This window comes from Paenibacillus sp. NPDC058177, assembly GCF_042883835.1.
Classification (GTDB): domain Bacteria; phylum Bacillota; class Bacilli; order Paenibacillales; family Paenibacillaceae; genus Paenibacillus_AQ; species Paenibacillus_AQ agri.
In genome coordinates this window covers 706,964-730,817 of record NZ_JBHVVB010000003.1, presented here as the reverse complement: position 1 = coordinate 730,817, position 23,854 = coordinate 706,964, and the positions used below count along the sequence as shown (strand labels likewise).

Genomic DNA, 23,854 nt, shown 5'->3' with positions numbered 1-23,854 from the left:
CACGGTGCACTGGGATATCTTTCTCCCGCTCGCTTTGCACAGCAATTTACTAAAAAATCCGTTGCGTGACTGTCCACTTTCTTGACAGAGGTCCACCAAAGACGTTATGAGTAGAAATCCGGTGTGAATTCCACGGTTTGGGCGGAAATAGCGTCCCCTCAGTCCGTTACATGTTCCACATGCTGTTTAATGTGCAAATAACGACGATAGGGTCCGTTAGCCCCCATGCAGGAGTTTCAACCTTGAACCCGGGAGTGTGTCAGGACAACTAAAGAACAACTGTGATTTTCAGCGATTCCTGCTTCACGGCATAGAGAAAGTGACGCATTCGGTCGGAGGGCTTTCGCTTGCGTATAACGTGTTGAAGCAAGTTGTAGTGGACCAACAACGAAGAGCAGTGATTCTCCAATAACGGGAGAATTGCTGCTCTTCTTACTTTTTTTAGTGAAAGAAGGGAGCTGAGTCCGGTTCGTTAGAAAAACGACTTTTGGGACAGCCTCTATTGCCGTTACATACAGCCTGGAGAACCTAGCCTAAGCAGGCTAGGTTTTTGGTGGTGATAAGAAGGGATTTTTTTATCAAAATGGAATTTAATTAAAAAGTTTATTTGCGGTCACATGCTTACTCCTTTGGAACAGGTGATGCCTGATGATGCGGGAAGAGAAATTTTGCTTGTGAGATGTTTCCTTTGGTTAGGTTAGGGATTAAAACTGTCGATTAGAAAGGTTGGTTTTGAATGCCGTTAACGACTGAGGATCAATTAATTGGCGAAATCGATGACTGGCTGAAAAAGTATTTGTCGACTGAAATTCTATCCGCCGGGCGTGTAAGGCGCGGGCTAATGAACGAGAAGTGGATCATCGAGACATGCAAAGGGTGGCTGTTCGTCAAAAGCTATCATCCCGGGCGGTTTAAGATCCATGATCCGGAGTTTCGCGGCAAGATTGAAAATGCGCTGCAGCTGCAGCTTCTTTTTTATCAATCTGGAGGACTGTGTCCTGAGCCACTAATGCTGGAAGGGCGCTGCATGCACATTCTGCCGTGCGGAAGGTACATAACCGTCATGACGCGTTGTCCGGGCACTATGGTGCCTGCTGGCATAATCGGTGAGCGTAAAATGTATTCACTCGGAAGAGCTGCTGCGGATATGCATGCTTTCTGGGATTCCGCGGCGACATTAGGGTTCGAAGTGGCAGTGCCGCCGGAGGAGCCGATTTGGCGGTTGTCTCGCGAGGAGATCGAGCGCACCTGGGAGGTAAGTTGGGATGCTGCTCGTAACTCGTCTGATCGTGTCCGGAACGCAATGCAATTACAGAAAGCAATTCTTGATTCACTTGGAGATGAAGACTTTGCGCCACTGACTGCGGGCTGGGCACACCTTGATCTGTGGGCAGACAACCTGCTTTTCGAAGGAGACGCTCTGGCAGCCATCGTTGATTTCGACCGAGCACGCTATTCGTTTCCTGAGATGGACCTCGGGCGGGCTATCCTGTCCGGTACGCTCAGCGGGCGCGGGTTCCATAAGGATGCGGTGATCGCTTTCGCTGAAGGCTACCGCAAGGTGCGGCCGTTGCCACCGGGCTCGCTTTTAAGGGCAATCAAGTATGTCTGGTGTATCGAATCGTTCTGGTGGATTCAGCCGTCGCTCGAATCGTCCAGCGTAGTTCCTGTCCGTTTTGCCGAAGAAATGATCTATACTGCGGAGCATTGGGAGCAGCTCGACGCTCTACTTGGAGGGATATGAGAATTGAATTTCAAAAAAGTGAGCGATTTTAATCGAGGCATCCTCTTTGAAATATTGACAGATGCGTATTCATTTGTTTGCAGATACAAACAAAGCAGTAATGCTGATTGGCGAGATTTTGAAAGGCAAGGGGAAGAGCCAAGATATCGCGGGTGCTGCCGGTGAACACATAGATTATGTATATTACACTACGAGCGAGTGATCTTTAAGGATGATCTAATGGTATAGAGAAAGGGTGAGCTATAACCAATAGAGGAGGTAAGCTTTTGTATAACCATCTAGAACTAATGAGTATACAAGCAGATGTACTTTATCTGCATAATCAGGCTGGACGGATGACAACGATTAATGAGCCAATGAATCAGCCTGCTCCGAGATTTTTTTGGGGACAGACTATTGCGGGCCGTATTGTGCGATTCCGCAGTGATGTACCTGACCATTTAGTCCATGACATTCTACAGCTTATAGACCAGGGCGATTCAACTGTCCAGCTTGCCAAGGTTATTCGTGCGCTTGAGAAAGATAAAGAAATCAGGAGCTTATGGCTAGGTCCGGCTTTTACATTCCAAAAAAACGGAAAAGGAGCATACAGCTGCTACCTTGGTTACGGAAGACCGTTATATAGTACCTCATGGGATAATTATGCTTCGTTGTCTATTGCCAAGCGTCTTGATCTTCATCTTTACGGAACGGATATTTCAATCTATTGAGGAGAGTGTAGAACATGGAGATGAAAAGTGAAAAAGGAGATGTGCTGGCAATCTTAAATATTGACACCTTTCAAGAGGAGCATGATCTGGATAGCGTTATTCGGTCATTAGAACCTGGCATGGGTAAGGGAATCTATCTAGCTAAGGAGAAGAAGATCACGCAGCAAACAAATTACGAAGCGTTAAAATGGCTTAAAGGTCTGGATGAATTAAAGGCAAAAATGCCTTTATGGGAACCTGTATTTCCTGCCGATGCTGAGGTTATGGATATTCATGTCTACTATGGATTTGATAATTTGACCCAAGAAGAGATTGATGAAATGTCCGCTGAGAGTGAAGCGACTGGTAAAAATGCTGTACGTGACCTAAAGCCTAACGACACGCTGGTAGGTTTGAGCATGATTTTTCGTAAGGGAGAAACAAGATTTGAATTTCGGATTTTTGGAACTACAAAAAGCAGGGTTCATGTATCCGATATAGAGCAACACACGATCGATAACTTAATGATTCGTGCAAATGAAGCTGTTTATATTGGGGATAGTGACAAGCAGCAATTGATTTGGGCGGAATTAGGTCCGAAACTGGGGAAGGCGCTGCAGTATGAAATATTGGCGGAACATAGCAGTCGTGAATTTCTAATATCTATAGCTGAATCTCTTCAGGGATAGTGACGGGTTTGAAAGAGTTCGATGAATTAGAATTAGTTGACGGGAAGTGTTGTGAATATTATAATTTAGCTTTTTTATAATAAACACTTTTTAATTATGGGAGGGGTATTTATGAGTAAGATTGGATTAATTGGTGACTTCGACGCAGAAGTTGTGGCTCATATCGCTATACCTCAAGCTATTCAATTGGCTTCGCAAGATCTTGGTTGTCAGATAGAGATCGAATGGATCCCAACTACTTCATTAGAGCAGGGTTACGAACAAAAACTAGCAACATTTCAAGCACTTTGGACAGTTCCAGCTAGTCCTTATAAGAGTATGCAAGGAGCGTTAAATGGTATCCGATTTGCAAGAGAACATAATATACCATTTCTAGGGACATGCGGCGGTTTTCAGCATATGATTATTGAGTTTGCCAGGAATGTTCTGGAGATTTCAGAGGCGGATCATGCTGAGGAGAATCCTAACTCTTCATTCATCCTGGTTGCTCCTCTAACTTGTTTCGTAAGCGAGCAAACGCATACTTTTAAACTTACACCTGGCTTAAAAGTAGCTGAAATTTATGGTGAGCATGAGATTGTTGAGCAGTATGGAGTTTGTAATTATGGCTTAAACCCTGAGTTTGCTCCTCTGTTAGAGAAAGCAGGTATGCGGATTGCAGGAGTTGATACAGATGGAGAAGTTCGTGTTATGGAACTAATGGATCATCCTTTCTTTATTGGGACGCTATTTCAGCCTGAACGCTCAGCATTAAAAAATATGGTTCACCCGCTAATTAGGGCATTTCTTCAAAAAGCTATACAATAACATGGTTTTTTATAACATTTATTGGTATGATTTTTCCTAAGCAGTCCCGTTAGATGAGAATAGTTGAGAAGAGGACAGGTGAGATGAGATGAGTAGAGTAGAGGTTAAATTAGATTTAAGTCGGATTGTTTTTATTGGAAGAACATTTGATGAGTACATGTTGATGTTTGGTTTGTCTGAAGAGGAGTTAAAAGGACGGAAAATTCTTGATTGCCCGGCGGGTGCATGTTCGTTCACTGCAATTGCCAACCAACTAGGGGCAGATGTTACTGCCACTGATATTGCTTATGATCATCCTTTTGAACAGCTTGCTGAAAAAGGGGCTGAAGATATTGAGCATGCTATGCTTAACATGGAACAGGCACAGGGGAATTACAAATGGGATTATTTTAAGTCTGTAGAAGGTTTAAGCGCCCACAGAGTACAAGCGTTAACTGATTGTGCCAATGATATGAAAGAATTCCCTAATCGTTATGTTCCTGCTGTTTTACCTGTATTGCCTTTTGGCGATAAGGAATTTGATTTAACGCTATCTGCCCATTTCTTATTTATGTACGCTGATCGGTTGAACTATGACTTCCACTTGCAAGCTATACAGGAGTTAATGCGTGTTACCAAGGAAGAGATACGCATATTCCCTTTGGTGGACCTAACCTGCAATCGATATGAGCATCTGGATAAGATAATTGATTTTATACAAAGCCAAGGTTACATTGCAGAAGAAATTAAAGTTGGTTATGAGTTTCAAAAGGGTGCTGACAGTATGTTAAGGATTAAGAAAGTTTAATACGATTTTAAAATAATGAAACCACTCCAATATTAGCAGGAGTGGTTTTGTTATTTATAGAGTGATGTTTCATACGGTATTATCATTTTCCCAGCGTATTAGGGTTAGAGAAGCTAAAGGAATTCCCTAGCATACGCTCGACGATTCGATTGAATGCTAATTTTTTTTGGTCTAATGTATTTTCCTGCCACGAGAAAATCCCTGTATCAAACATAATGTTAACTCCAACGAGTATGAATTCAGCGGTTTCCTGCAGGTCTTGAATTTGAAAAATCTCTTCGGATACCCCTTGCTCCAGAATTTGTATCACATAAGGGACGCTTTCCTGGACGATTTGTACGAGGACTTTCTGGTGAATCGATGCATTATATTCGTGGTGAAGAAATTCGATAATGCTCTCATCATCATAGGATTGTCTCCACAAGATGGCATAGAGTTTGGCCTCAGCACTCATTTCTTCGGTGTCAGCTAGCGCTTTGATCTTGGTGATTTTTTCATCGACCAAGCGCTCCACTATGGCGATCATAATATCTTTTTTAGTTTTGAAATGATAAAAAAACGTACCTTGAGCGATGCCCATTTTTTTTACAATATCGCTTACAGCAGTTTGATCGTAACCCTTCTCTCTAAAGAGTTCCAATGAGGTCTCTATGATTTCATGGCGCCGTATCTCTGGTTTTTTGTTGACTCTTTTCAAGGTATTTATCCTCCCTTTTGTATTTTTTATTTTATTGACTATTAGTCAGTTAGTCAATATAATGAGCTGGACATCATAAAACTGACTACTAGTCAGTTAAGACGAAAGGGAGAAAGTTATTATGAATCTACGCCTTATTTTATATCTTGTTGGCTTCAGTGCCTTTACAGGATCCTTAGGACAAAACTTATATACACCTCTGTTGTCCGACATGCAAAATGAGCTGAATACAACAAGTTATTTAATGAGTTTGACGGTCTCATTATTTTTGATTGCCTTAGCTGTTATGCAGATCGTGTTCGGACCACTGGCGGACACTAAAGGAAGAAGAAAAGTGCTTATACCCGCGCTTGTCTTATATTGTGTGGCATCTTTAGGCTGCGCATTTTCTCATTCCATTGGTTTATTCCTGGTGTTTCGCGTCTTGCAGGGTATAGGTTCAGCAGCAGTTCCTGTTATAGGGGCAGCCGTAATTGGGGACTTGTTCCGTGGAAAAGAGTTGGCAAAGGGAATGGCAACTTATCAGCTTATGCTTTTACTTGCGCCCGCTATAGGGCCACTTCTGGGTGGAGTGATTGGAGAGAAGTTCGGATACCAAGGTGTGTTTATCTTTTTAACACTCATCATACTGCTGCTTCTGTTCGCTAACATGAAGTTCCTGCCCGAGACCAAGTCACAGACAGGATCTGCGCAAGGCTTTAGTCTAAAGTCACTAACAATTATTTTTCGCAATCATCTTGGTGCTGTCGTCGTATTGTATGGATTCATCCAGTTTGTCATTTATTTGGTATACATCGTGTTCGTGCCCCAAATCCTAAGTACGTTTTACAACATGTCTTCAGGAAAAGTTGGTACTGTACTCCTCCTGATGTCTGTCTGTACGATTGTGAGTATTAGAATGGGTAGTTGGATGCGTAATGTTATGGGAAGTGGAAAAGGTTTATTATATGCCTTTCTCTTTCAATCGTTTAGTGTCGTTCTGTTTGCATTAACCGCCCAGCTATCGCTACCGTTCTTGATTGTGGACGTCTGTCTATTCGGCTTTACGATGGGATTGACTACGTCCATGCCAACGACTATTCTGGCGGAACAATTTCCAGAGGAACGTGCTACTGTCATCGGCGTGTTTAACTTGGTCCGGTATATAGGCAGTGCGCTTGGCCCGATGGTTGGCTCATTGCTTTATGTTGAGAGTGACTTGAAGCCTTTGTTCTTAACCTGTGGCGTAATCTACGTGGTTACTGTCTTGGTTGGGGGCTGGTGGATGCGTATGAAGGGACTGAAGGTTGTTACAACTTGAGGAGTTGGAGCAAGAATAGGGGAGCTTTGATGTACAACTCAAATCAAGTATGCAAAAATCACCAGTGATATGATCAAAACGAAAGGAGGGAGGACTTCCATGTACGAATGGAATGAAATGGTCCAGCTAATGGTAGACTGGGTGGAGAGCAATATTACGGAGAGCGCATCTCTTATTCAGATGTCCGAACAGCTAGGCTATTCACCCTATTATTGTTCTAGACAGTTCAATCAATTAACCGGGATGACTTTACGGGATTACATCTGGACTCGAAGGATCAGCCGTGCCGCCCTGGAGCTCCGCGATAGTGATCAGCGGGTTTTAGACGTTGCCGTAAAGTATGGATTCTCATCACAAGAAGCGTTTACACGAGCATTCAACAAGGCTTTTCGGCTCACCCCTGCAGCATACCAAAAAGCTCCCCGGCCTATTCCGTTGGCTATTCGTCAGGAGGTATTCTCACCTTATCATTATTTGATCAAGGAGCGGGATAAGATGAGTAAAGTACATTTGCAACCAGCGGAGATCAAAGTCGAGTTCATTCCAACGCACAAATTTATCGGGATCTGGGACATTTCCGTAACAAACTATGGAGACTTCTGGGGAAACGGACACTCTTGTGATGAGGTTAGCGGTACGTTGGAGAGTATGTCTAATCATACCCTACCGGGACAACTTGGTCAGACGGCAGGATGGTTTTACCAGAATGGGCAGAAGGGGTACTTGTATGGAATCCCCGTTTCACTGGAGTATGATGGGCCTATTCCGGAAGGGATGGAATGCAGGGAGATCCCAGAATCGGAATATTTGGCCTTTTTCCACCCTACTTTCGACTATCTAAAAGATAATAGCGCTGTTATGAGTACAGTTGAAGAAGTAGCATGGAACTTCGACCCCAAAGGTATGGGATACGTATGGGATGAAGGAACCAAGCAGGACTACCAACGGCATTTCCCAGAGGGATATGGTTATGCGGTGTTGCGGCCAGTAAAAAAGATATAGCTGTTTAAGGAATGATTTGAGCATAGATAATACTTGTAATAGCGAAAAGGCCATCCCTCAAGGATGGCCTAAAAACTTACCGCCTATTGTTTAACCTTGTTGTCGTTTTCTCATATACAATGATTTGCTGAATCCGATGAACGGAAGGAATGTGAAAATAAAGCACACCATAAATAGCATCAGTCCTGTCCGAATAAAAGCGTCCCATTCAATCTGATTTGCTACAATAATGCAGACTATCATTAAACTCATAAATACCAAGGACCACTTGCCATATTGCTGTCTTTTCCTGCTAAGAAGCTCTATTTCGGAATCCGAATCGCTGAATATGGGAGATGAGCCTGCTTCTGCCCTGAAAATCTGATAGCCGTTCTCGGCTACAATGGGTATCCATCCGCTGGCTTCGTAAAAAGTCATCATTTCAGGATTAATGCGCTCTTCCAAGTTCAGAGAATAATCAAAGTCATGCCGCGCTCCTTTTTCGAAGCGGTAGAAAAAGCCCCTCATCCCGGTAACATGCCAACCTTTTTGACTCATTTCTTTAAGCAAATTCATATCGCTCTCAGGTGTCATTGCCAATCCACCGCTCATACGATATTTAGCCATTTATTTACCCTCCTTAGCGAGATGTTTTTTTGCAATTTCCACCAAACGTATTCTTTTATTGAAATTTTCAAGGAGTATTATTTTACCTTCGTCTGTGATTTGATATGAAATTTTTAAATCTTCTTCATTTGCTTCTGCAATCCAACCGGCATTCTTTAATTTTCTAAGTGTTGTATACATCGTTGCTGGGCCGATTTCGACATCGCCCTCAGTCATATCTTGGATGACTTGCATAATTCTATAGCCATGTATCGGCTCAAGTGTTGCTAATAAAATCAGAAAGATACTGTCTGTAAGCTCACCAGACTCATAGGGGCTTGTTCTAGCCACCGTACCACCTCCTATATCAATGATGGATATACCTGAATTATATCCATCATTGATATATCCGTCAAGTGAATAATGGATAGGAAGATCAGATGTTTTATGGCGGGGATATCGTAACTTAACACATTGTTTTAATTGCGGAGCATTGCCATGATTATCATGGAAGTAATCATTCAGGGATGGAAGGAACCTCTCAAAAGCATTAGGCATAAGCTGAGTTATATCGATGTTGAGAGGATGTTTTAGCATGTATCCTTATTACCCGCAGGTTCCTCAATTTCCCTATCCCAATTGCCATTTAATGCTTCCAAGCTTTTATAACTCCCCATATCCTGCAAACGGATGGTTTGGGCAATATGATGCCCGTGAAACATTTGAAAGTCACCGGTTGCCACCGGAGCAAAAACTGACCTTTGTGCTTGTACATGGTTCTTGGGCCGACGCGCACTTCTGGGACGGTATAGCAGCCGAGCTGCGCAAGAGAGGGCATACCGTCTACACGCCAGAGTACGCAGGACACGGTAAAGACCCAAACAAGGCGGTAACGCATGACATGATTACGAAGTCTGTTGTCGACTATGTAACAAGGCTGAACCTGCATGACATCATTCTCGTCGGGCATAGCTTCGGAGGAAGCGTTATTCAGAAAGTTGCGGAACAGATACCGGACCGCCTCAAGCGGCTTGTCTTCTGGGACGCATTTGTATTAAAAGACGGGGAGTCTGTTGCCGACGAGTTGCCACCGCAAACGAGGCAAGGGTTCGAGCAGCTCAGAGGCGCATCGCATGACGATACAATTATGCTTCCGTTTTCGCTTTTCCGGGCTCTATTCGTTAATACAGCGACTTTGGAGCAAGCCAAGTGGATATACGCAGGCGTTGCTCCAGAGCCGGCAAAACCACTCTTTGAGAAGCTGGATCTTAAGGCGTTCTATGCTCTGCCTACGCCCAAAAGCTATTTGTTTTTTTACCAAGACAACGTTTTTACAGGAGCAGAGGGCTTCGGCTGGTATCCGCATATGGCTTCGCGGCTCGGCATGTTCCGCCTGATTGTTGGTGACGGTGACCACATGACAGATGCATTCGTAAGGCCGTCCATGGTAGCGCAGAAGCTGTACGAGGCGGGCCGGGACTGATTAACTGAGCAAATTTGCACACCTGGCTCAAGTAACTCATGATCAGCAATAATATACTATATGTCACTCATTATAAGATGTAGGATGTGAGAACCGCTTGAAAGGAGCCTTCTCATGGACACTACATCTTTTTTGATTTACTGTATGATAGCCACGTTTACACCAGGACCTACGAATATCGTCATCTTGTCTACTGTTAATCATTACGGGGCAAACCAAGCTTTAAAATATTCGTATGGGGCCACGGTTGGTTTTGGTTTATTACTTGTTATTTCCGCTGTTCTGAATAATTTGTTACTAACGATTCTACCGAAAGTATTAATGATTATGCAGGTCATCGGGAGCCTTTATATGCTCTATCTGGCTTATCTAATTTGCAAAAAGGATTCGTCAAATCCATCTGAAAACCAAGCAGCCACCTTTTGGTCTGGCTTCATGATGCAGTTTTTAAATCCCAAATTAGTATTATTCACATTGACTGTAATTCCAACATTTGTCCTGCCCTATTACAGTGGAGCCCCTGCTATAATGCTAAGTGTCATTGTGATAACATTGATCGGCTTTTTAGCTTTTATAACATGGGTGCTGTTCGGCACGATCTTTAAAGAGTTCTTACAGAAGCACAATAAGATTGTTAGTGTTATGATGGCCATTTTATTAGTTTATGCTGGCATCATGATCTGGGTTTAGATAAGTTCATGTAGAGGTGCTATAATGGAGAAATTTCTCTATAAAAAATCGGCAGGTATTACCGCATTGTCGGCAAGTATGACGGAATTCAAGTATAAGAAGCACGCTCACAAGGAGTATGCAATAGGCGTAACTTTGCGCGGCATTCAACATTATCACATAGATGGCAGCTTGCAATTATCTCATCAAAATGGTGTGATGTTCTTCAATCCAGAACAGGTACATGACGGTATGGCACATGATAAGTCAGGTCTAGATTATGTAATGTTATATATTGATACGCAAATGCTTCTAGAGGGTATAGGAAAAAAGGATATTGTACGCTTTTCAACACCTATTGTGTACGACGATAGACTTGGACAACGAGTTGTAAGCCTGTCACAAGCAATATTAGGTGAAAAAGATGAGGCGTTATGCTGTGAGTTGTTCCTATCTCTGACGGATAGTCTTGTACAGATCAATCTTTCTTTGGAGGACAAGAAGGATAGCGCGATCATAAGAAAAGCAAAGGATATGATTTATGGAAACCTGGAGCATGTCCTCAAGCTTGATGAGATCTGTACAGAGCTTAATTTATCAAAATATCAATTTATCCGTATATTTAAGGCTCACACTGGAATTTCACCCTACCAGTACTTCCTTAATTGCAAAGTCGAACGGGCAAAGCAGTTAATCGAAAAAAATAGAGATATCTATTCAGCGGTAGCTGCATGCGGTTTCTTTGATCTGACCCACTTAAATAAACACTTTAAAAGTGTATATGGAACAACCGCCCTTGAATATATCTCACATTTTTAGTCGATAGATCCATTAAGCCTGAAAAATTTGAATAATTAACCTAATCGTAAGGATGATTCACATATGAAAATATTACTAGTCGAAGATGATAAGACGATCGCCTCAGGTCTCGAATATTCGCTGCAGCAAGATCAGTATTCAACGGTTCTATGCCATGATATCGCTTCAGCCAAAAAGGTACTCGAAGAAGATATCGATCAGTTCGCTTTGTGCCTGTTCGATTTACAGCTTCCGGACGGAAGCGGCTATGAATTGTGCAGGATGGTGAAAGAGCGGCGGGACATTCCGGTCATTTTCCTAACGGTGATTGATGATGAGGTCAATGTTGTGATGGGTCTTGATATGGGGGCTGATGATTACATTACAAAGCCTTTTCGGGTTCGTGAGCTTCTCTCCCGGATCAAGACTGTTTTGCGAAGATACCAGAAGTCGCCCCACACAGGAGCAGTCATAGATATCGACAATGTCCGTATCCATACGCTGGAAGGAAAAGTGTATAAAAACGGCGTCGAGGTTTCGCTGACTGCCTTAGAATATCGCTTATTGCTGATCTTCGGCAACCACCTTGGACAGGTTCTCACAAGAAATCAGCTTTTAGAGCAAATCTGGGATGTGGCCGGCGAGTTCGTGAACGACAATACCTTAACAGTTTATATTAAAAGACTAAGGGAAAAGCTGGAGGATGACCCAGGGAACCCGGCTTTGATTAGAACAGTACGTGGTTTAGGCTATAAGGTTGGTGATTAGATGCTGCGTAATAGGGAAATTCAAATGTTATTGCTCATCATGGGCTCCATTAGCGTAACGGCAATCATTGTGTCTGTGTTCATTTCGTTTGTCACAGCAGCGTTTGTTTGTATTCTATCCATTGTGCTTATTGTCAGCAGTTTGTTATTCACGAGATGGAGATATCGCGAGCTAGAGAAGCTGTCGATCTATTTGCGGGAAATTAGCAACGGCAATGATACGCTTGACGTTCGCGATAATCAAGAAGGCGAGCTTAGCATTTTAAAAAATGATATTTATAAGGTGACGCTCATGCTATCGGAACACCGGTCGCTCCTACAGCAGGACAAAATTCAGCTAACGGATGCCATATCCGATATTTCGCATCAGCTCAAAACGCCGCTCACTTCCATGACGGTAATGGCGGATTTGTTAAGCGCCCCTGACTTGCCTCCTGCCAAAAGAACAGAGTTCACCCATCATATTCGCATTCAGCTTGAACGCATCGATTGGCTTGTCTCCTCTTTATTAAAACTATCGAAAATGGACGCGAAAACCATCCCATTCAAAAAAGATGTAATTCCCATGAAAAAGCTTATTCAAAAGGCATTAGAGCCGGTGATGATCCCGATGGATATTAAGGGACAAAATCTTTCCATTACGGGAGATGACGAAGTCACTTTTATTGGCGATTTCAATTGGACTGTCGAAGCAGTCCTCAATATTTTGAAAAACGGTGTAGAACACACACAGGAAGGCGGAACCATTTCGATCACATTTTCCGAAAATGCTTTATTTACGGAAATCATTATTGCCGACAATGGACAAGGCATTCCAAAAGAAGATTTACCTTATATTTTCAAACGTTTTTACAAAGGGAAAAATGCTAGCGAAGGGAGTATCGGGATAGGGCTTGCGATGGCTCACAGCATTATTGCCAGCCAGAACGGAGTGATCGATGTGACGAGCGATAGCGGGCAAGGCACGCAGTTTCGAATTAAATTTTATAAGCAAGTCATTTAGGACACTCCGTAAGTGACTGAATTGTCACCTTCATCGTCACCGGAAAGTCATGTTGGACAGATAGAATGATATCCATCAGATAAGCGATGGAGGTACCACAATGCAATTGAAACAACAACGTAAGATTCTTTTGTTCCTGACCATATCCTACTCTATTTTAGTTCTTTATTTTATGTTTTTCGCTTTCGGTAGAGCAGGTAAAGCAGGGCACGCTACGGAGCACACCTTTATGTTTTTACCAGACAGTTTTTTTAAGATGCCAAGTCTACCTGATTTTCTGCACCCAACGTTGATGGATTTTGTGGGTATTGGAAACTTCATAGCCTTCACCCCTTTTGGGATCTTCATTCCGTTGTTATACCGGACTAGCTTTGTCCGATTTATTACAGTATTCATCTTGTCCATATTCGTACTGGAGACCATTCAGGGAATAACGATGCTTGGCAGCTTCGATACGAACGACGTCATTCAGAACGCAATAGGCGCAGCAGTTGGATTCGGGGCGTATAAACTTGGATTTCGTACAACAAACGTCTGGAGAAATATAGCGGCTACAGGTATTTCCATAGTTGTCCTTATGAGCGGGATATGGGGGTGCTTTGTAGTGGTTGATAAAGTGTTCACCAAAGAAATGGGTCCTTTTATAGCTATAGATGAATTGAAAGGCAGCGCCGGAAATCCAGCAGCGGGAACTAAAACGTCCAGTCTCATCATTGGCGGTCACAACGTGAAACCCCAATATAATGTGTATAGTACCGCAGGAAAAATGAAGGAAACGTATACGTACACGTTAGGCATTGAGGAGGAGATGTATCTCTTCATAAATTATGGCATATCTGACCAAAAGGGTAATTATGGAAGTGTCAGTGTTTCCGTCGATGGGAATGAGTACCTTAGCATATCTGCAGGAGATCAAGGCCATGAGATAGGTGAGTCTGAAATGTATCTCCCGCAGGCAAATGAAATTAGGATAACCATTGAGGGGAATGTAACCCTATGGGATGTTGGATATAGCAAGATGAAGTATTTCTGGGAATGAGTATCGAGGAAAGGAGGGATACCTTTGGAGATTTTAAGAATGGAGCATCTTTCTAAAGTGTACGGCACAGGTGAATCTGTGGTAAAGGCGCTTGACGATGTTTCTTTTTCTGTTCAAAAAGGCGAATTCGTCGCGATCATCGGCCCGTCCGGCTCGGGGAAATCGACGCTTCTCCATATGCTGGGCGGCGTGGATCGGCCGACTAGCGGTAAAGTTTTTGTCGAGGATACGGACCTGTATGCTTTGAACGAAACACAGCTGGCCATCTTTCGGCGCAGGCAAATCGGCTTGATCTACCAGTTCTTCAACCTGATTCCTGTCCTGACGGTGGAGGAGAATATTACGCTGCCGCTCCTGCTGGATAAGCAGAAAGTAGATAAAAAGCATCTGGATAGTCTTGTCAGTACGCTGAATTTACAGCATCGGCTAAACCATCTGCCGAATCAATTATCTGGTGGACAGCAGCAACGGGTCTCGATTGGCAGAGCAATTATTGGCAATCCTGCGATCATGCTGGCAGACGAGCCAACGGGGAATTTGGATAGCAAGAATAGCAGCGAGATCGTCGAGCTTTTGAAAATGCTGAATAAAACCTATCATCAAACGCTGATCGTTATTACGCATGACGAACAAATCGCCTTACAAGCCGATCGGATCATCTCGATTGAAGACGGAAGAATTGCCAAAGACGAGGTGATCCGGCGATGAATATTGTCAATACGCTCACCCTCCGGCATTTGAAGCAAAACAAGCGAAGAACGCTCGTAACCATCATCGGCGTAATCATTTCGGTGGCCATGGTGACAGCGGTTGCAACATTTGTTTTTTCCTTTTCCAATTTAATGATTAGGCAGACCATTGCGGAAAGAGGGGAGTGGCATGTCCAATATCAAGATGTAACCAAAGAACAACTCGCGGCGATACGCGCCGATGATGCAACCAAAACGGTTGCGGTCACAAAAGATCTTGGATATGCCTTATTAGAAAGGGGGCAGGATCCCAATAAGCCGTATTTGATCATCAAGGAATATGATGCACAAGCTTTCACGCAACTTCCAATTGGATTAAGCAAAGGGCGTCTGCCGAAAAGTGACAAGGAAGTCGTTATTTCCGAAGCCGTTGCAACGAATGCTAAAGTGAAATACGAACTTGGCGATCACTTAACCCTTCGCGTTGGCGAACGATTTCAGCAAGGGGGCGATCATCCCCTGAATGATAGAGATCCGCTTCGTAGGGTCAACGATACTTTGGCCGAAACGCTACAGCATATGAAAACAAAGGATTATACGGTGGTGGGGTTCATCAAACGTCCCGTGTGGGAAACGGCTTGGGCTCCAGGATATACAGTTATTAGCTATCTCGATGACAAGCTTATCGGGGCAAACGATGGAGTCAATGCGGCCGTAGTCCTTCAGAGTATTAATCCCAACTTGTTCACGCATGCGGAGAACTTGGCTGAAAGAAACCACATCAAGAGGGTCCAATTTAATAACGATTTACTTCATTATTATGGCTTGTCCAAAAATAAAGCCTCATACAGCACCATATACTCCTTATCGGTGATCCTGATAGCCGTTATTATGATCGGCTCGGTTTCGCTTATCTATAATGCTTTCGCAATATCCGTTTCGGAACGTTCCCGCCATTTAGGGATGCTCGCAAGCGTAGGGGCTACGAAAAGGCAGAAGCGAAACTCTGTGCTTTTTGAAGGGGTCGTCATTGGTGCGATCAGCATTCCTCTTGGAATTTTATGCGGTCTTGCCGGGATGGGAATTATCTTTTGGTTCATGAATGCCATGATTCAAGGCGCGTTATGGACCACTGAAAAGCTGACGCTCATCGTCACGCCGTTAACGCTTCTGATCATCTGTGTTGTCTCGATACTGACGATTTTCATTTCGACGTATTTCCCGGCGATCAAAGCATCCAAAGTATCCGCCATGGACGCCATTCGTCAAACAAGCGACTTAAAGCTCACAGTCAAAGCCGTGATAACATCGAAATTCATTCGCAAGCTCTTCGGCATCGAAGCGGAAATCGGATTGAAAAATCTAAAACGGAACAAACGAAGATATCATGCCATCGTATTTTCGCTCGTGATCAGCATTGTTCTGTTTTTGACAGTATCCTTTTTTACTGCCGGGGTGAAACAATCCCTGAATATGTCGCAAGAAGGCGTCAATTTCGATATTGAAGTATCGTATAGCAATGGAAAAAGAATAGACGATTCCTTGGTACAAGACATTGTATCCCTGGATGGAGTAACGGAATACAACGTGATGTATGATTTGTATAAGAACGCTTGGATCGATGAAGCGTTCATCGCCGATGAACTGCAAGAGAAGGTTAAGAAAGATAAGAGTTTGCTGCAAGACGGAAAATATCCTTACGATATTAAGATCCATGCCTTGAATGATTTCAGTCTGCAGGCCTATGCCAAAGCGGTCGGCGTAGATTACGAACGGCTCACGAATCTGGATCATCCTGCCGCGATCGTGAGGGATACGATCCATTACAATGATATGGACACAGGAAAATATGTGCAGACGAAGGCCGTTTATGCGAAGGTCGGTCAAGTCATCGAATTAACGAATATCTATGAAGAAAATGTGAGAGAAACGAAGATAAACAAAGTAACCATTGCCGCATTGACGGATCAAGCACCTATGGGGATGAACGCGATAGGTATAGGCGGGTTAGATATTATCGTTTCGGAACGGATTTTGAATACATTGACAGTCGACGAGGACATAATTAACATTCACACATCCCTCCATTTGAAAAGTACGGAACCGATGAAGACGCAGCAGGAAATCGAAGAGATGCATGAAACCAATCTGAATGTCAGTAATTTATATCAATCCAGAAAAAGTGAAGAGCAACAGATTCTATTGATGTCCGTCTTTTCTTATGGTTTTATCGTATTGATCTCAGCGATTTCCATTGCGAACATATTTAATACGATCTCTACGGGTATATTCCTTAGAAAACGAGAGTTCGCGATGCTTAAATCCGTTGGCATGACGCCAAAAAGCTTTGCGAAAATGATGAACTATGAAAGTATTTTTTATGGGGTCAAGTCGCTGCTCTTCGGGCTCCCCGTCAGTTTCGTCGTGATGTATGTGATCTATAGGGCGTTTGCGTATAGATTTAGCTACGGGTTCACCATACCATGGATAAGCATTGCGTCTGTCATTGTCGCCGTATTTGTCATTGTCGGTTCCGCCATGCTATATTCCAGCGCAAAAGTAAAAAAGGAGAACATTATTGATGCGTTAAAGCAAGAGAATATATGATAGTTCACGTAGATGGGTTGGCAAATCCAATTGATTTGACGCGTCTGGAGGTTACTCTACGAAACAAACTAAATCAATTCTCTTGGAAGGTCTTCCGTCTACAGGAAAATCAACAAATTCAGGATTTCTTTTGGATCATAAAAATGCTCCCCATACAGTAGACAGGTGAATTAATAATACCTGTTACTGTATGGGGAGCATCAGTCGTAGAAAAGCTACTTTTGGGATAGCTTCTTCTAGTAGGATTCCTTAAATGATAGCTGAATGATAAGAGCTGATAGATGTAATTACTACTTGATCAGCTTCAATACCTTGGTCACCATTGTGGAGAATTCTGCTCTAGTGATGTCATTAGCAGGTCTGAACGTGCCGTCTGTATAACCCGTGATGATCTGGTTAGCTGTTAGTGCTGCAATATAGTTGTATGACCAGGAGTTTGCTGGAATGTCTGAGAACGAGACGGTAGTGCCGTCACTCAGTTTGAATGCTCTTACCAGCAAAGCGGCCATTTCTTCACGGCTTATCGGAGCATCTGCTTTAAACGTACCGTTCGTGTATCCAGTCATAAGGCCAGCATGTTGTGCGGCTCCGATGAATCCAGCAGCCCAGTGGCTGGCGGTAACATCTGTAAAGCTGTTCGTCTGTGGCGTCAATCCGAGCTCGGTTGTCAGAACCTTCACGGCTTCTGCTCTAGTGATGCCCAGATTAGGTCTGAAGCTGCCATCTGGATAACCGTTGATCAGTCCTTTTTGAATCAGGAAGTCAATGCTTTCTTTTGCCCAATGTCCATTTGTATCAGTGAATGAAATGGTTACTGGTGTTTTTTCGGTCTGTGCGTCATCTTTTCCAGTGGAGCCTTTTGGAGGCTCAGTTGGTCCAACAGATCCGGTTGTTCCGGTAGGGCCAGGAGTGGGAGTGGGTCCAGTAGGTCCGGTAGGTCCGCTAGGTTCAGTAGGTCCAGGGCCAGTGGGACCAGTAGGGCTAGTAGGCTCAGTAGGCCCAGGTTCAGTAGGTTCTGTCGGTTCAGTAGGTTTCGTTCCTGGTTCGCCCGTGCCGCCCTGAGGATCAGTTGTGTCGTTCGGCAGGTAAGTTAGCTTAGGTGCAAAGCTTGTAAGCACGCGAGCTTTCGTCTGCTGCTCTAGCGCGTAGCCCATGCCGAGAATGTTGGCATCATCCCAAGCCTTGCCCACCAGTTGCATAGACAATGAGTAGCCATTTGGACTAGTGCCTACAGGTACTACAACGGTTGGTAGACCAACGTTGGATGTCAAGACACCAGTGGCTCTATCTGAGCTCAGCTGACTAGCTGCGCTGTCATTGTTGTATACGTCACTGATGAACCCAGGATACACCACGCTGTCAACACCGCTTTGATCCATCCAATTTGCGATGATACTCTTATAGTTGGTTCTGTAATTGATATAGGCTTGTACTTGAGCTTCAGTCATACGTGGGCGAACTTGCAGGTTTCTTTGGTTGTACAGCAGTACAAGTGGTGAAGCGAGTAGATGATCACCGGTCTCATAAGGGAAATCCTTGTGCAGCTCGATGTAACGTGCCCAGCCTTCGCTACCCACGTTGCCCCCGGGATTTGATCCGCCGCTAGGTGGAGAACTCATTTCGACCATTGTGGCGCCTGCTGCAATCAGATCAGCAAAATGCGCTTTAACCGCCTCGCCTGTACCATCATCTGCGTACGAAGAAACAAATGACGAAGGGATATAGCCGATACGCTTGCCTTGTAGGGAATTAGCATTCAGCGCCTTAGTCCAATCCTCCGGTTTTAATCGATCCGCATCCTTGGTTAGGATATCTTCTGGATCAGTTCCTGTTGTAGCATTAAGCAATATAGCCAGGTCAGTCACGGTGCGAGCAATTGGGCCTGCATAATCCTGACCCCATGTCAGTGGCATAACGCCGCGCGTGCTGGACATGCCGTCTGTACCGCGGAATGTAGTTAAGCTTGCGCCTACGGAAGGGGCGTACAGAGAAACGCCTGTTTGTGTACCCATAGCTGCTGCGGCGAAGTCTGCTGCTATAGATACTGCTGAACCGCCACTTGAACCAAACGATGTTTTGGACGGATTAATTGCATTCCATGTCTGCATCCAACCGCTTTCGCTCATGCTGCCGCTATTGGCAAATTCCGATGTATTTGTCTTACCAATGATGATAGCGCCTGCTTCTCTTAGCTTCTGTATTTGATAAGCGTCTGATCCAGGCTGCCAGCCTTCAAGCGCTTTGGACCCGCCTGTCGTTGGCATGTCCTTCGTGTCATAGATATCCTTGACTGCAATTGGAATACCTAGCAATGGTCCTGTCTGACCATTCGCCCGAGCTGCATCTGCTGCCTTAGCCTGCTCGAGGGCTGTTTCTCCAACATGCAGGAAAGAGTGGAAGCCAAGCTGACCCAAGTCATAGGCATTAATACGATCTAGATAGGCTTGTGTGATAGCTGCTGAGGTAGTAACACCATTCTCCATATCAGCTTGCATTTCTGCAATGGTCTTGTTCACTACATCATATTTGGAGGTTGTAACCATTGGTGGTACTGCTGGAGCTGGTGGGATAGGTAAGGTGGTAACTGTGGAGCAAGCACTAGGGTCATAGCCTGGTAGTTTAGTTAGATCCCAGTTGCTTATTGTGCACACCTGTTCTGCTGTTAGGTGGGTGAAATCGGGTTCAAGCACTAGTTGATTCATCGAATCGGCAGCTGTGGTCAACTTATTAGCGTCCGTATCGCCTACTACTACATATCTAGCAAGTGACTTGGTTTGATTAGGCTCGAGGGATAGGCTATGAATGAAGCCGTAAAAGTTGGAATCATTGCCCGAAGCGGCCATTGGCGTTGTGAATGGATTTTTTTGTTGGTTACCAGTCCCCTTAAGAGCACCTTCGAAGGGACCTGGGGTACCAAGAACAATACCAATCGGTCGGTCTGCAGGTCTGGCGTTATCTACTAGCACCCATGAGTCTTCATTGTTGATGATGGTGTCACCACTGGACGTCTGTTGAATGGAGGCGTGGTATGGACCTGTTCCATAGCCTAGTGATCCACCAAATGATACATCAACTGTCACCGGCGAAGAGGTTGTGTTGGTGAACGTATCGAAGAAACGAGTTCTGTTATTTGTGCTATCAAAGTAGACATCTCGTGTAACGTGTACATCGCCGAGATTAACGGAGCGAGTGCTAACAAATGTATCTGTGCCATCGTATACCAGTCCAAAGTCACGCATCATTTGGCCATTCATGCGAGGTTCTGGCTGGGTTGATATTTGTACGAAAATATTACCGAAGCCTTGCATCGGTGTAGAAGTCGCACTGCGAACACTACCTGTATCAAGGTTTGGTGCGAAGGAATCGTGGAAATCCCATCTTGTGCCGCTATCCGCTGTAAGTCTCGTTAGTGCATGCGCGCTATTAATAGGTAGCAGGCCGGTGATAGCGATGGATAGTGAAAGTGAAGCTGCAAAAATAGATTTCTTACTCAAACGGTGGCTTGCTGTTGGGGAGGCTTTGATGTGGTCTCTGTGCGCTTGATTTCTTGTCTCTCTCTGTTTGTTCTTGGATTTAATCAATATGTATCATCTCCCTTATGTAATCTAGTGGAATTCTAGCATTGTGTAAAATAACAAGTCAAGTATAATATCATATTGAGTTATATAAAATGACACAATTAATCACGTAGTCAAAGGTTTTTCTTTGTTGTTTATAGCTGGAAAAACCTTTTTAAATGAATTGACGGGATATTTTTCGTATTATTTAGCTTTCAGGCAATAAAATCTTATTTTATTGATGGATTCATAGAGTGTGTTATATAATATAACATTAATTTATGGGAATCACTCTTAACTAAGCGTTCATTTGGTTAATGACAAGTAAGCTGATGTCACCTTTTCGAATGAATTAAAACATAAATAGGCTAAGATAGATCAGTGATGATCATTATCTTAGCCTGTTTATATGGGTTCACCGTTTAATTTCTAAGTGTTGGAATTAGACGATGATGATTGATTAACAAGTCTAATCCATCAATTATATCTGTTACGGTGATATCGCTAGACATTAACGTCACCGTTGCACAGCCTTCTTTTCCAATGACTGCAATGGAGAGATCTGCTTCCCGAAACATTAGCTCATCGTTCACGCCGTTGCCCATAACAGCAACACCATGTTCAAGCTGGCTAATAAACTTTCGCTTTTCTTCCCGCTGATTATCCTTACCGATAACATGCAGTTCTACAGGTAAACCTTCACATTCTCTAGCCGCACTACCGTTGCTATCGGCAGTTAATACATGGATTTTAATTAAAGAGTGTAGTTCTGTAAGCTTCTCTTGGACATTCGGTAGAACCTGTCCGTCTAGAGCAATTGTTCCATTAAAATCTAGAACGAGATGGGAGAGAATAAGCTTCTCCCGCCCAGGAATATGTACTTGCATTGTGTTGCTCCCTTCAATTTACATGTTGTAAATTGTACCACTGAAAGAATATAGAATCCGTATTCTATGCTAGATTTTCTTCTTATCCAATATAATCTTTAAAAGTTTATTTACAATTTCATGTACTGGCAGAGAACCGTCAACAATGAAATCCGAATTGGGTTTAACAGTGTTCAACATCTCTAGATAAGCGACTCTGCCGCGAGAAAGATAGTTACTAGCGTCTTCTAGTACAGATTGTATGGGACGATCACTATAATCTCTGAGGATTCGACGTGCCATAGCAACATCTAGGGGAGTATCAATAAAAATAGTAAAATCAATAAAAATAGTAAAATCAATAAGACCAATCATCTCGTTGTGCAGATAGGCAAAAGGGTAGTCGAGCAGTATATACTCAACAGGTTGTCGATGTTCTGATAATAAAATCTTTAGATCACTTACTAGAGGTGTTAGTATCCAGTCATTAACATTAGCCCCATTCTCAATCCATTCGCAGATATCATCAGGACCATCAAAGTCCTCCGCCTGATATGACCAAAGGCTTTTTGTTACTCCTCATCTTACTCCTCCTTCTGGTGTTACTTTTCTTTTAGTCTATCGGTAACATATATATTTCTTTGTGTGAAATCCATTCAAATCCTATGTTTGAGTAAAGTGTGCGAGCAGGGATGTTATCTGTATCTGTTTCTAATTGCAGACGCTGGGCACCGGACTTACTAGCAAGCTCAATTGTAAGATTTAAAAGGGTCTTTGCAACGCCAAGTTTGCGATATTTGGGCAAAGTAAAAACATCTTGAATCTTTAATATAGGTAGTCCCTTTGTTGTTGAGAATCCCCAATGAAAGGTGACAAAACCTAAGCATTCATCTTCATGTAGGGCAAGTAAGCAGAAAGCATTATTGAACTCCAACAAGCGTAATAATGCTGCTTTACATTCTTCCTGGTTCTGAGCATCCCAGCCGCTTTCAAGTCTGTAAGCGGCTAATAGTAAACTAGCTTCATCGACTAAAGAATCATTCAATTCAACAACTTCAATCTCCATAACTCACTCTCCTATGTTAAAAGATAATGAGATCTTCACACATATTTCCCAAAAAATATAGACTTATACTTTTCGTTTTGTTACGATGTTGAATAAGGTTTATTTAAAAATTCAGACTCTTTTTAGTGATTATTAGAATGTTCAGCTTGAATTTCATAGCTTATAAATAAACAGAGGGCCGCAGGAGTTACACTGCGATCCTCTGTTTTTTGTCCAGCACATGTTTTTTGTGTTTTTAAAACTCTTAAACGAGCGTCTCGGCAGAAGCACGGATATAATCCTCGTACCTGCGTGCCTCCAAGTTCAACTGCTCATCTGTAATTTCCATTGAATCGTACATAACGAAAGAAGGCAAATAGATTCCGTCAACGTATTTGATGGACGCTTCCAGCGGTCTAAGGAACTCGTTAACTGTGATTTCGTGATAATCTTGTTCGCTAGCGCCTACTGTGATCGCCAGGATAAACTCTTTTCCATTCAGATGGTCGCCTCCAGTTCCAAAGGCCCATCCGTATGTCAGCACGTCGTCGAACCATTTTTTAAGCAGTGGTGGTGTGCTATACCAATAAAAAGGGAACTGAAAAACAATTCGATCATACTTGAGCAATAGCTGTTGTTCCCGCTCTATGTCGATAGTCCAATTCGGATACTCTTTGTACAAGTCGTGGATATGAATGTTGTCATGCGGACTCAACTCCTGAATTAGAGCACGGTTGGCCCGGGATTCCTCCAAGGATGGATGTGCAACAATAACCAAAATGTTCATGTGTTTCTTCCTCTCTCCTAAGTGATATCATCAAGGCTTCTTACACCTGACAACCACATTATTCAAGAGAACTAGAACATTGTAAAGTACGCTGTTTTATCATACTAGGTCAGGTTTAACGTACCTTTAGACAGCATGTGGGCTCTTGTTAAGTATGGTAAACCGTACTTAGTATGTTTTTTCGGTGTATTGGTTAAGCCTGCAACCTTTGATACAATAACAGAAGTTGCAGAGAACGGTCAGG

At 43.4% G+C, this 23,854-nt stretch carries 22 protein-coding genes; 15 read left to right on the top strand and 7 right to left on the bottom strand.

The genetic code is table 11. The features are described from left to right. Positions 1-736: 736 nt before the first annotated feature. The 5 genes from ACFVU8_RS17225 (at position 737) to ACFVU8_RS17205 (ending at position 4,716) form a co-directional block, all read left to right on the top strand. The gene (locus ACFVU8_RS17225) at positions 737-1,744 is read left to right on the top strand and encodes a phosphotransferase (protein ID WP_387428756.1); all 1,008 of its coding nucleotides are present in this window, start codon (positions 737-739) and stop codon (positions 1,742-1,744) included. A 266-nt stretch (positions 1,745-2,010) separates the two neighbouring features. Then, on the top strand, positions 2,011-2,454 hold the full coding sequence (locus ACFVU8_RS17220) for a hypothetical protein (protein ID WP_387428754.1): 444 nt from the start codon (positions 2,011-2,013) through the stop codon (positions 2,452-2,454). A 14-nt stretch (positions 2,455-2,468) separates the two neighbouring features. Beyond that, positions 2,469-3,122, top strand: coding sequence for a hypothetical protein (locus ACFVU8_RS17215; RefSeq protein WP_387428752.1), 654 nt, complete (start codon positions 2,469-2,471; stop codon positions 3,120-3,122). A 111-nt stretch (positions 3,123-3,233) separates the two neighbouring features. Further along, positions 3,234-3,929, top strand: coding sequence for a CTP synthase C-terminal region-related (seleno)protein (locus tag ACFVU8_RS17210; protein WP_387428750.1), 696 nt, complete (start codon positions 3,234-3,236; stop codon positions 3,927-3,929). Between the two features lie 88 nt (positions 3,930-4,017). After that, complete coding sequence (locus ACFVU8_RS17205; RefSeq protein WP_387428748.1) at positions 4,018-4,716, top strand: class I SAM-dependent methyltransferase; 699 nt, start codon at positions 4,018-4,020, stop codon at positions 4,714-4,716. A gap of 82 nt (positions 4,717-4,798) precedes the next feature. Here the strand turns inward: ACFVU8_RS17205 and ACFVU8_RS17200 are convergent, their stop codons facing one another. After that, positions 4,799-5,413 carry a TetR/AcrR family transcriptional regulator gene (locus ACFVU8_RS17200; RefSeq protein WP_387428745.1) on the bottom strand — a complete coding sequence of 205 codons (615 nt, stop codon included), beginning with the start codon at positions 5,411-5,413 and terminating at the stop codon, positions 4,799-4,801. A 121-nt stretch (positions 5,414-5,534) separates the two neighbouring features. Here ACFVU8_RS17200 and ACFVU8_RS17195 point away from each other — a divergent pair, with 121 nt between their 5' ends. Then, a complete protein-coding gene (locus ACFVU8_RS17195) occupies positions 5,535-6,713 on the top strand; it encodes an MFS transporter (protein ID WP_387428743.1) in 1,179 nt (392 codons plus the stop codon). A 99-nt stretch (positions 6,714-6,812) separates the two neighbouring features. Next, on the top strand, positions 6,813-7,715 hold the full coding sequence (locus ACFVU8_RS17190; RefSeq protein WP_387428741.1) for a helix-turn-helix domain-containing protein: 903 nt from the start codon (positions 6,813-6,815) through the stop codon (positions 7,713-7,715). A 90-nt stretch (positions 7,716-7,805) separates the two neighbouring features. Here ACFVU8_RS17190 and ACFVU8_RS17185 read toward each other — a convergent pair whose 3' ends face one another. After that, positions 7,806-8,321, bottom strand: a complete 516-nt coding sequence (locus ACFVU8_RS17185) for a DUF2812 domain-containing protein (RefSeq protein ID WP_379469689.1) — start codon at positions 8,319-8,321, stop codon at positions 7,806-7,808. Continuing rightward, on the bottom strand, positions 8,322-8,897 hold the full coding sequence (locus ACFVU8_RS17180) for a PadR family transcriptional regulator (RefSeq protein ID WP_387428738.1): 576 nt from the start codon (positions 8,895-8,897) through the stop codon (positions 8,322-8,324). Here ACFVU8_RS17180 and ACFVU8_RS17175 point away from each other — a divergent pair. The 8 genes from ACFVU8_RS17175 (at position 8,896) to ACFVU8_RS17140 (ending at position 17,355) form a co-directional block, all read left to right on the top strand. Continuing rightward, positions 8,896-9,783 (top strand): alpha/beta fold hydrolase, encoded by an 888-nt coding sequence (locus ACFVU8_RS17175; protein ID WP_379469693.1) that lies wholly within the window; start codon positions 8,896-8,898, stop codon positions 9,781-9,783. The two genes, ACFVU8_RS17180 and ACFVU8_RS17175, sit on opposite strands and share 2 nt — an antisense overlap. Positions 9,784-9,897: 114 nt before the next feature. Continuing rightward, the gene (locus tag ACFVU8_RS17170) at positions 9,898-10,473 is read left to right on the top strand and encodes a LysE family translocator (protein ID WP_387428735.1); all 576 of its coding nucleotides are present in this window, start codon (positions 9,898-9,900) and stop codon (positions 10,471-10,473) included. Positions 10,474-10,497: 24 nt separating this feature from the next. Beyond that, positions 10,498-11,271 carry a helix-turn-helix domain-containing protein gene (locus ACFVU8_RS17165; protein ID WP_379469697.1) on the top strand — a complete coding sequence of 258 codons (774 nt, stop codon included), beginning with the start codon at positions 10,498-10,500 and terminating at the stop codon, positions 11,269-11,271. A 63-nt stretch (positions 11,272-11,334) separates the two neighbouring features. Beyond that, positions 11,335-12,018 (top strand): response regulator transcription factor, encoded by a 684-nt coding sequence (locus ACFVU8_RS17160; protein ID WP_387428733.1) that lies wholly within the window; start codon positions 11,335-11,337, stop codon positions 12,016-12,018. After that, positions 12,019-13,020 (top strand): sensor histidine kinase, encoded by a 1,002-nt coding sequence (locus tag ACFVU8_RS17155; RefSeq protein ID WP_387428731.1) that lies wholly within the window; start codon positions 12,019-12,021, stop codon positions 13,018-13,020. A 100-nt stretch (positions 13,021-13,120) separates the two neighbouring features. Then, positions 13,121-14,059, top strand: a complete 939-nt coding sequence (locus ACFVU8_RS17150; protein ID WP_387428729.1) for a VanZ family protein — start codon at positions 13,121-13,123, stop codon at positions 14,057-14,059. 24 nt (positions 14,060-14,083) lie between these two features. Then, a complete protein-coding gene (locus ACFVU8_RS17145) occupies positions 14,084-14,767 on the top strand; it encodes an ABC transporter ATP-binding protein (protein WP_066377620.1) in 684 nt (227 codons plus the stop codon). Next, entirely contained in the window at positions 14,764-17,355 is a 2,592-nt protein-coding gene (locus ACFVU8_RS17140) for an ABC transporter permease (protein ID WP_387428726.1), read from the top strand. Before ACFVU8_RS17145 ends, ACFVU8_RS17140 begins: the two co-directional genes overlap by 4 nt. A gap of 290 nt (positions 17,356-17,645) precedes the next feature. Here the strand turns inward: ACFVU8_RS17140 and ACFVU8_RS17135 are convergent, their stop codons facing one another. From ACFVU8_RS17135 to ACFVU8_RS17120, 4 genes are all read right to left on the bottom strand, one after another. Further along, positions 17,646-20,936 (bottom strand): amidase family protein, encoded by a 3,291-nt coding sequence (locus ACFVU8_RS17135; protein WP_387428724.1) that lies wholly within the window; start codon positions 20,934-20,936, stop codon positions 17,646-17,648. A 398-nt stretch (positions 20,937-21,334) separates the two neighbouring features. Further along, the gene (locus ACFVU8_RS17130; protein WP_387428722.1) at positions 21,335-21,799 is read right to left on the bottom strand and encodes an HAD family hydrolase; all 465 of its coding nucleotides are present in this window, start codon (positions 21,797-21,799) and stop codon (positions 21,335-21,337) included. Between the two features lie 592 nt (positions 21,800-22,391). Then, positions 22,392-22,844 (bottom strand): GNAT family N-acetyltransferase, encoded by a 453-nt coding sequence (locus ACFVU8_RS17125; RefSeq protein WP_387428720.1) that lies wholly within the window; start codon positions 22,842-22,844, stop codon positions 22,392-22,394. A gap of 244 nt (positions 22,845-23,088) precedes the next feature. After that, the gene (locus ACFVU8_RS17120; protein WP_387428718.1) at positions 23,089-23,610 is read right to left on the bottom strand and encodes an NAD(P)H-dependent oxidoreductase; all 522 of its coding nucleotides are present in this window, start codon (positions 23,608-23,610) and stop codon (positions 23,089-23,091) included. Positions 23,611-23,854 lie beyond the last annotated feature (244 nt).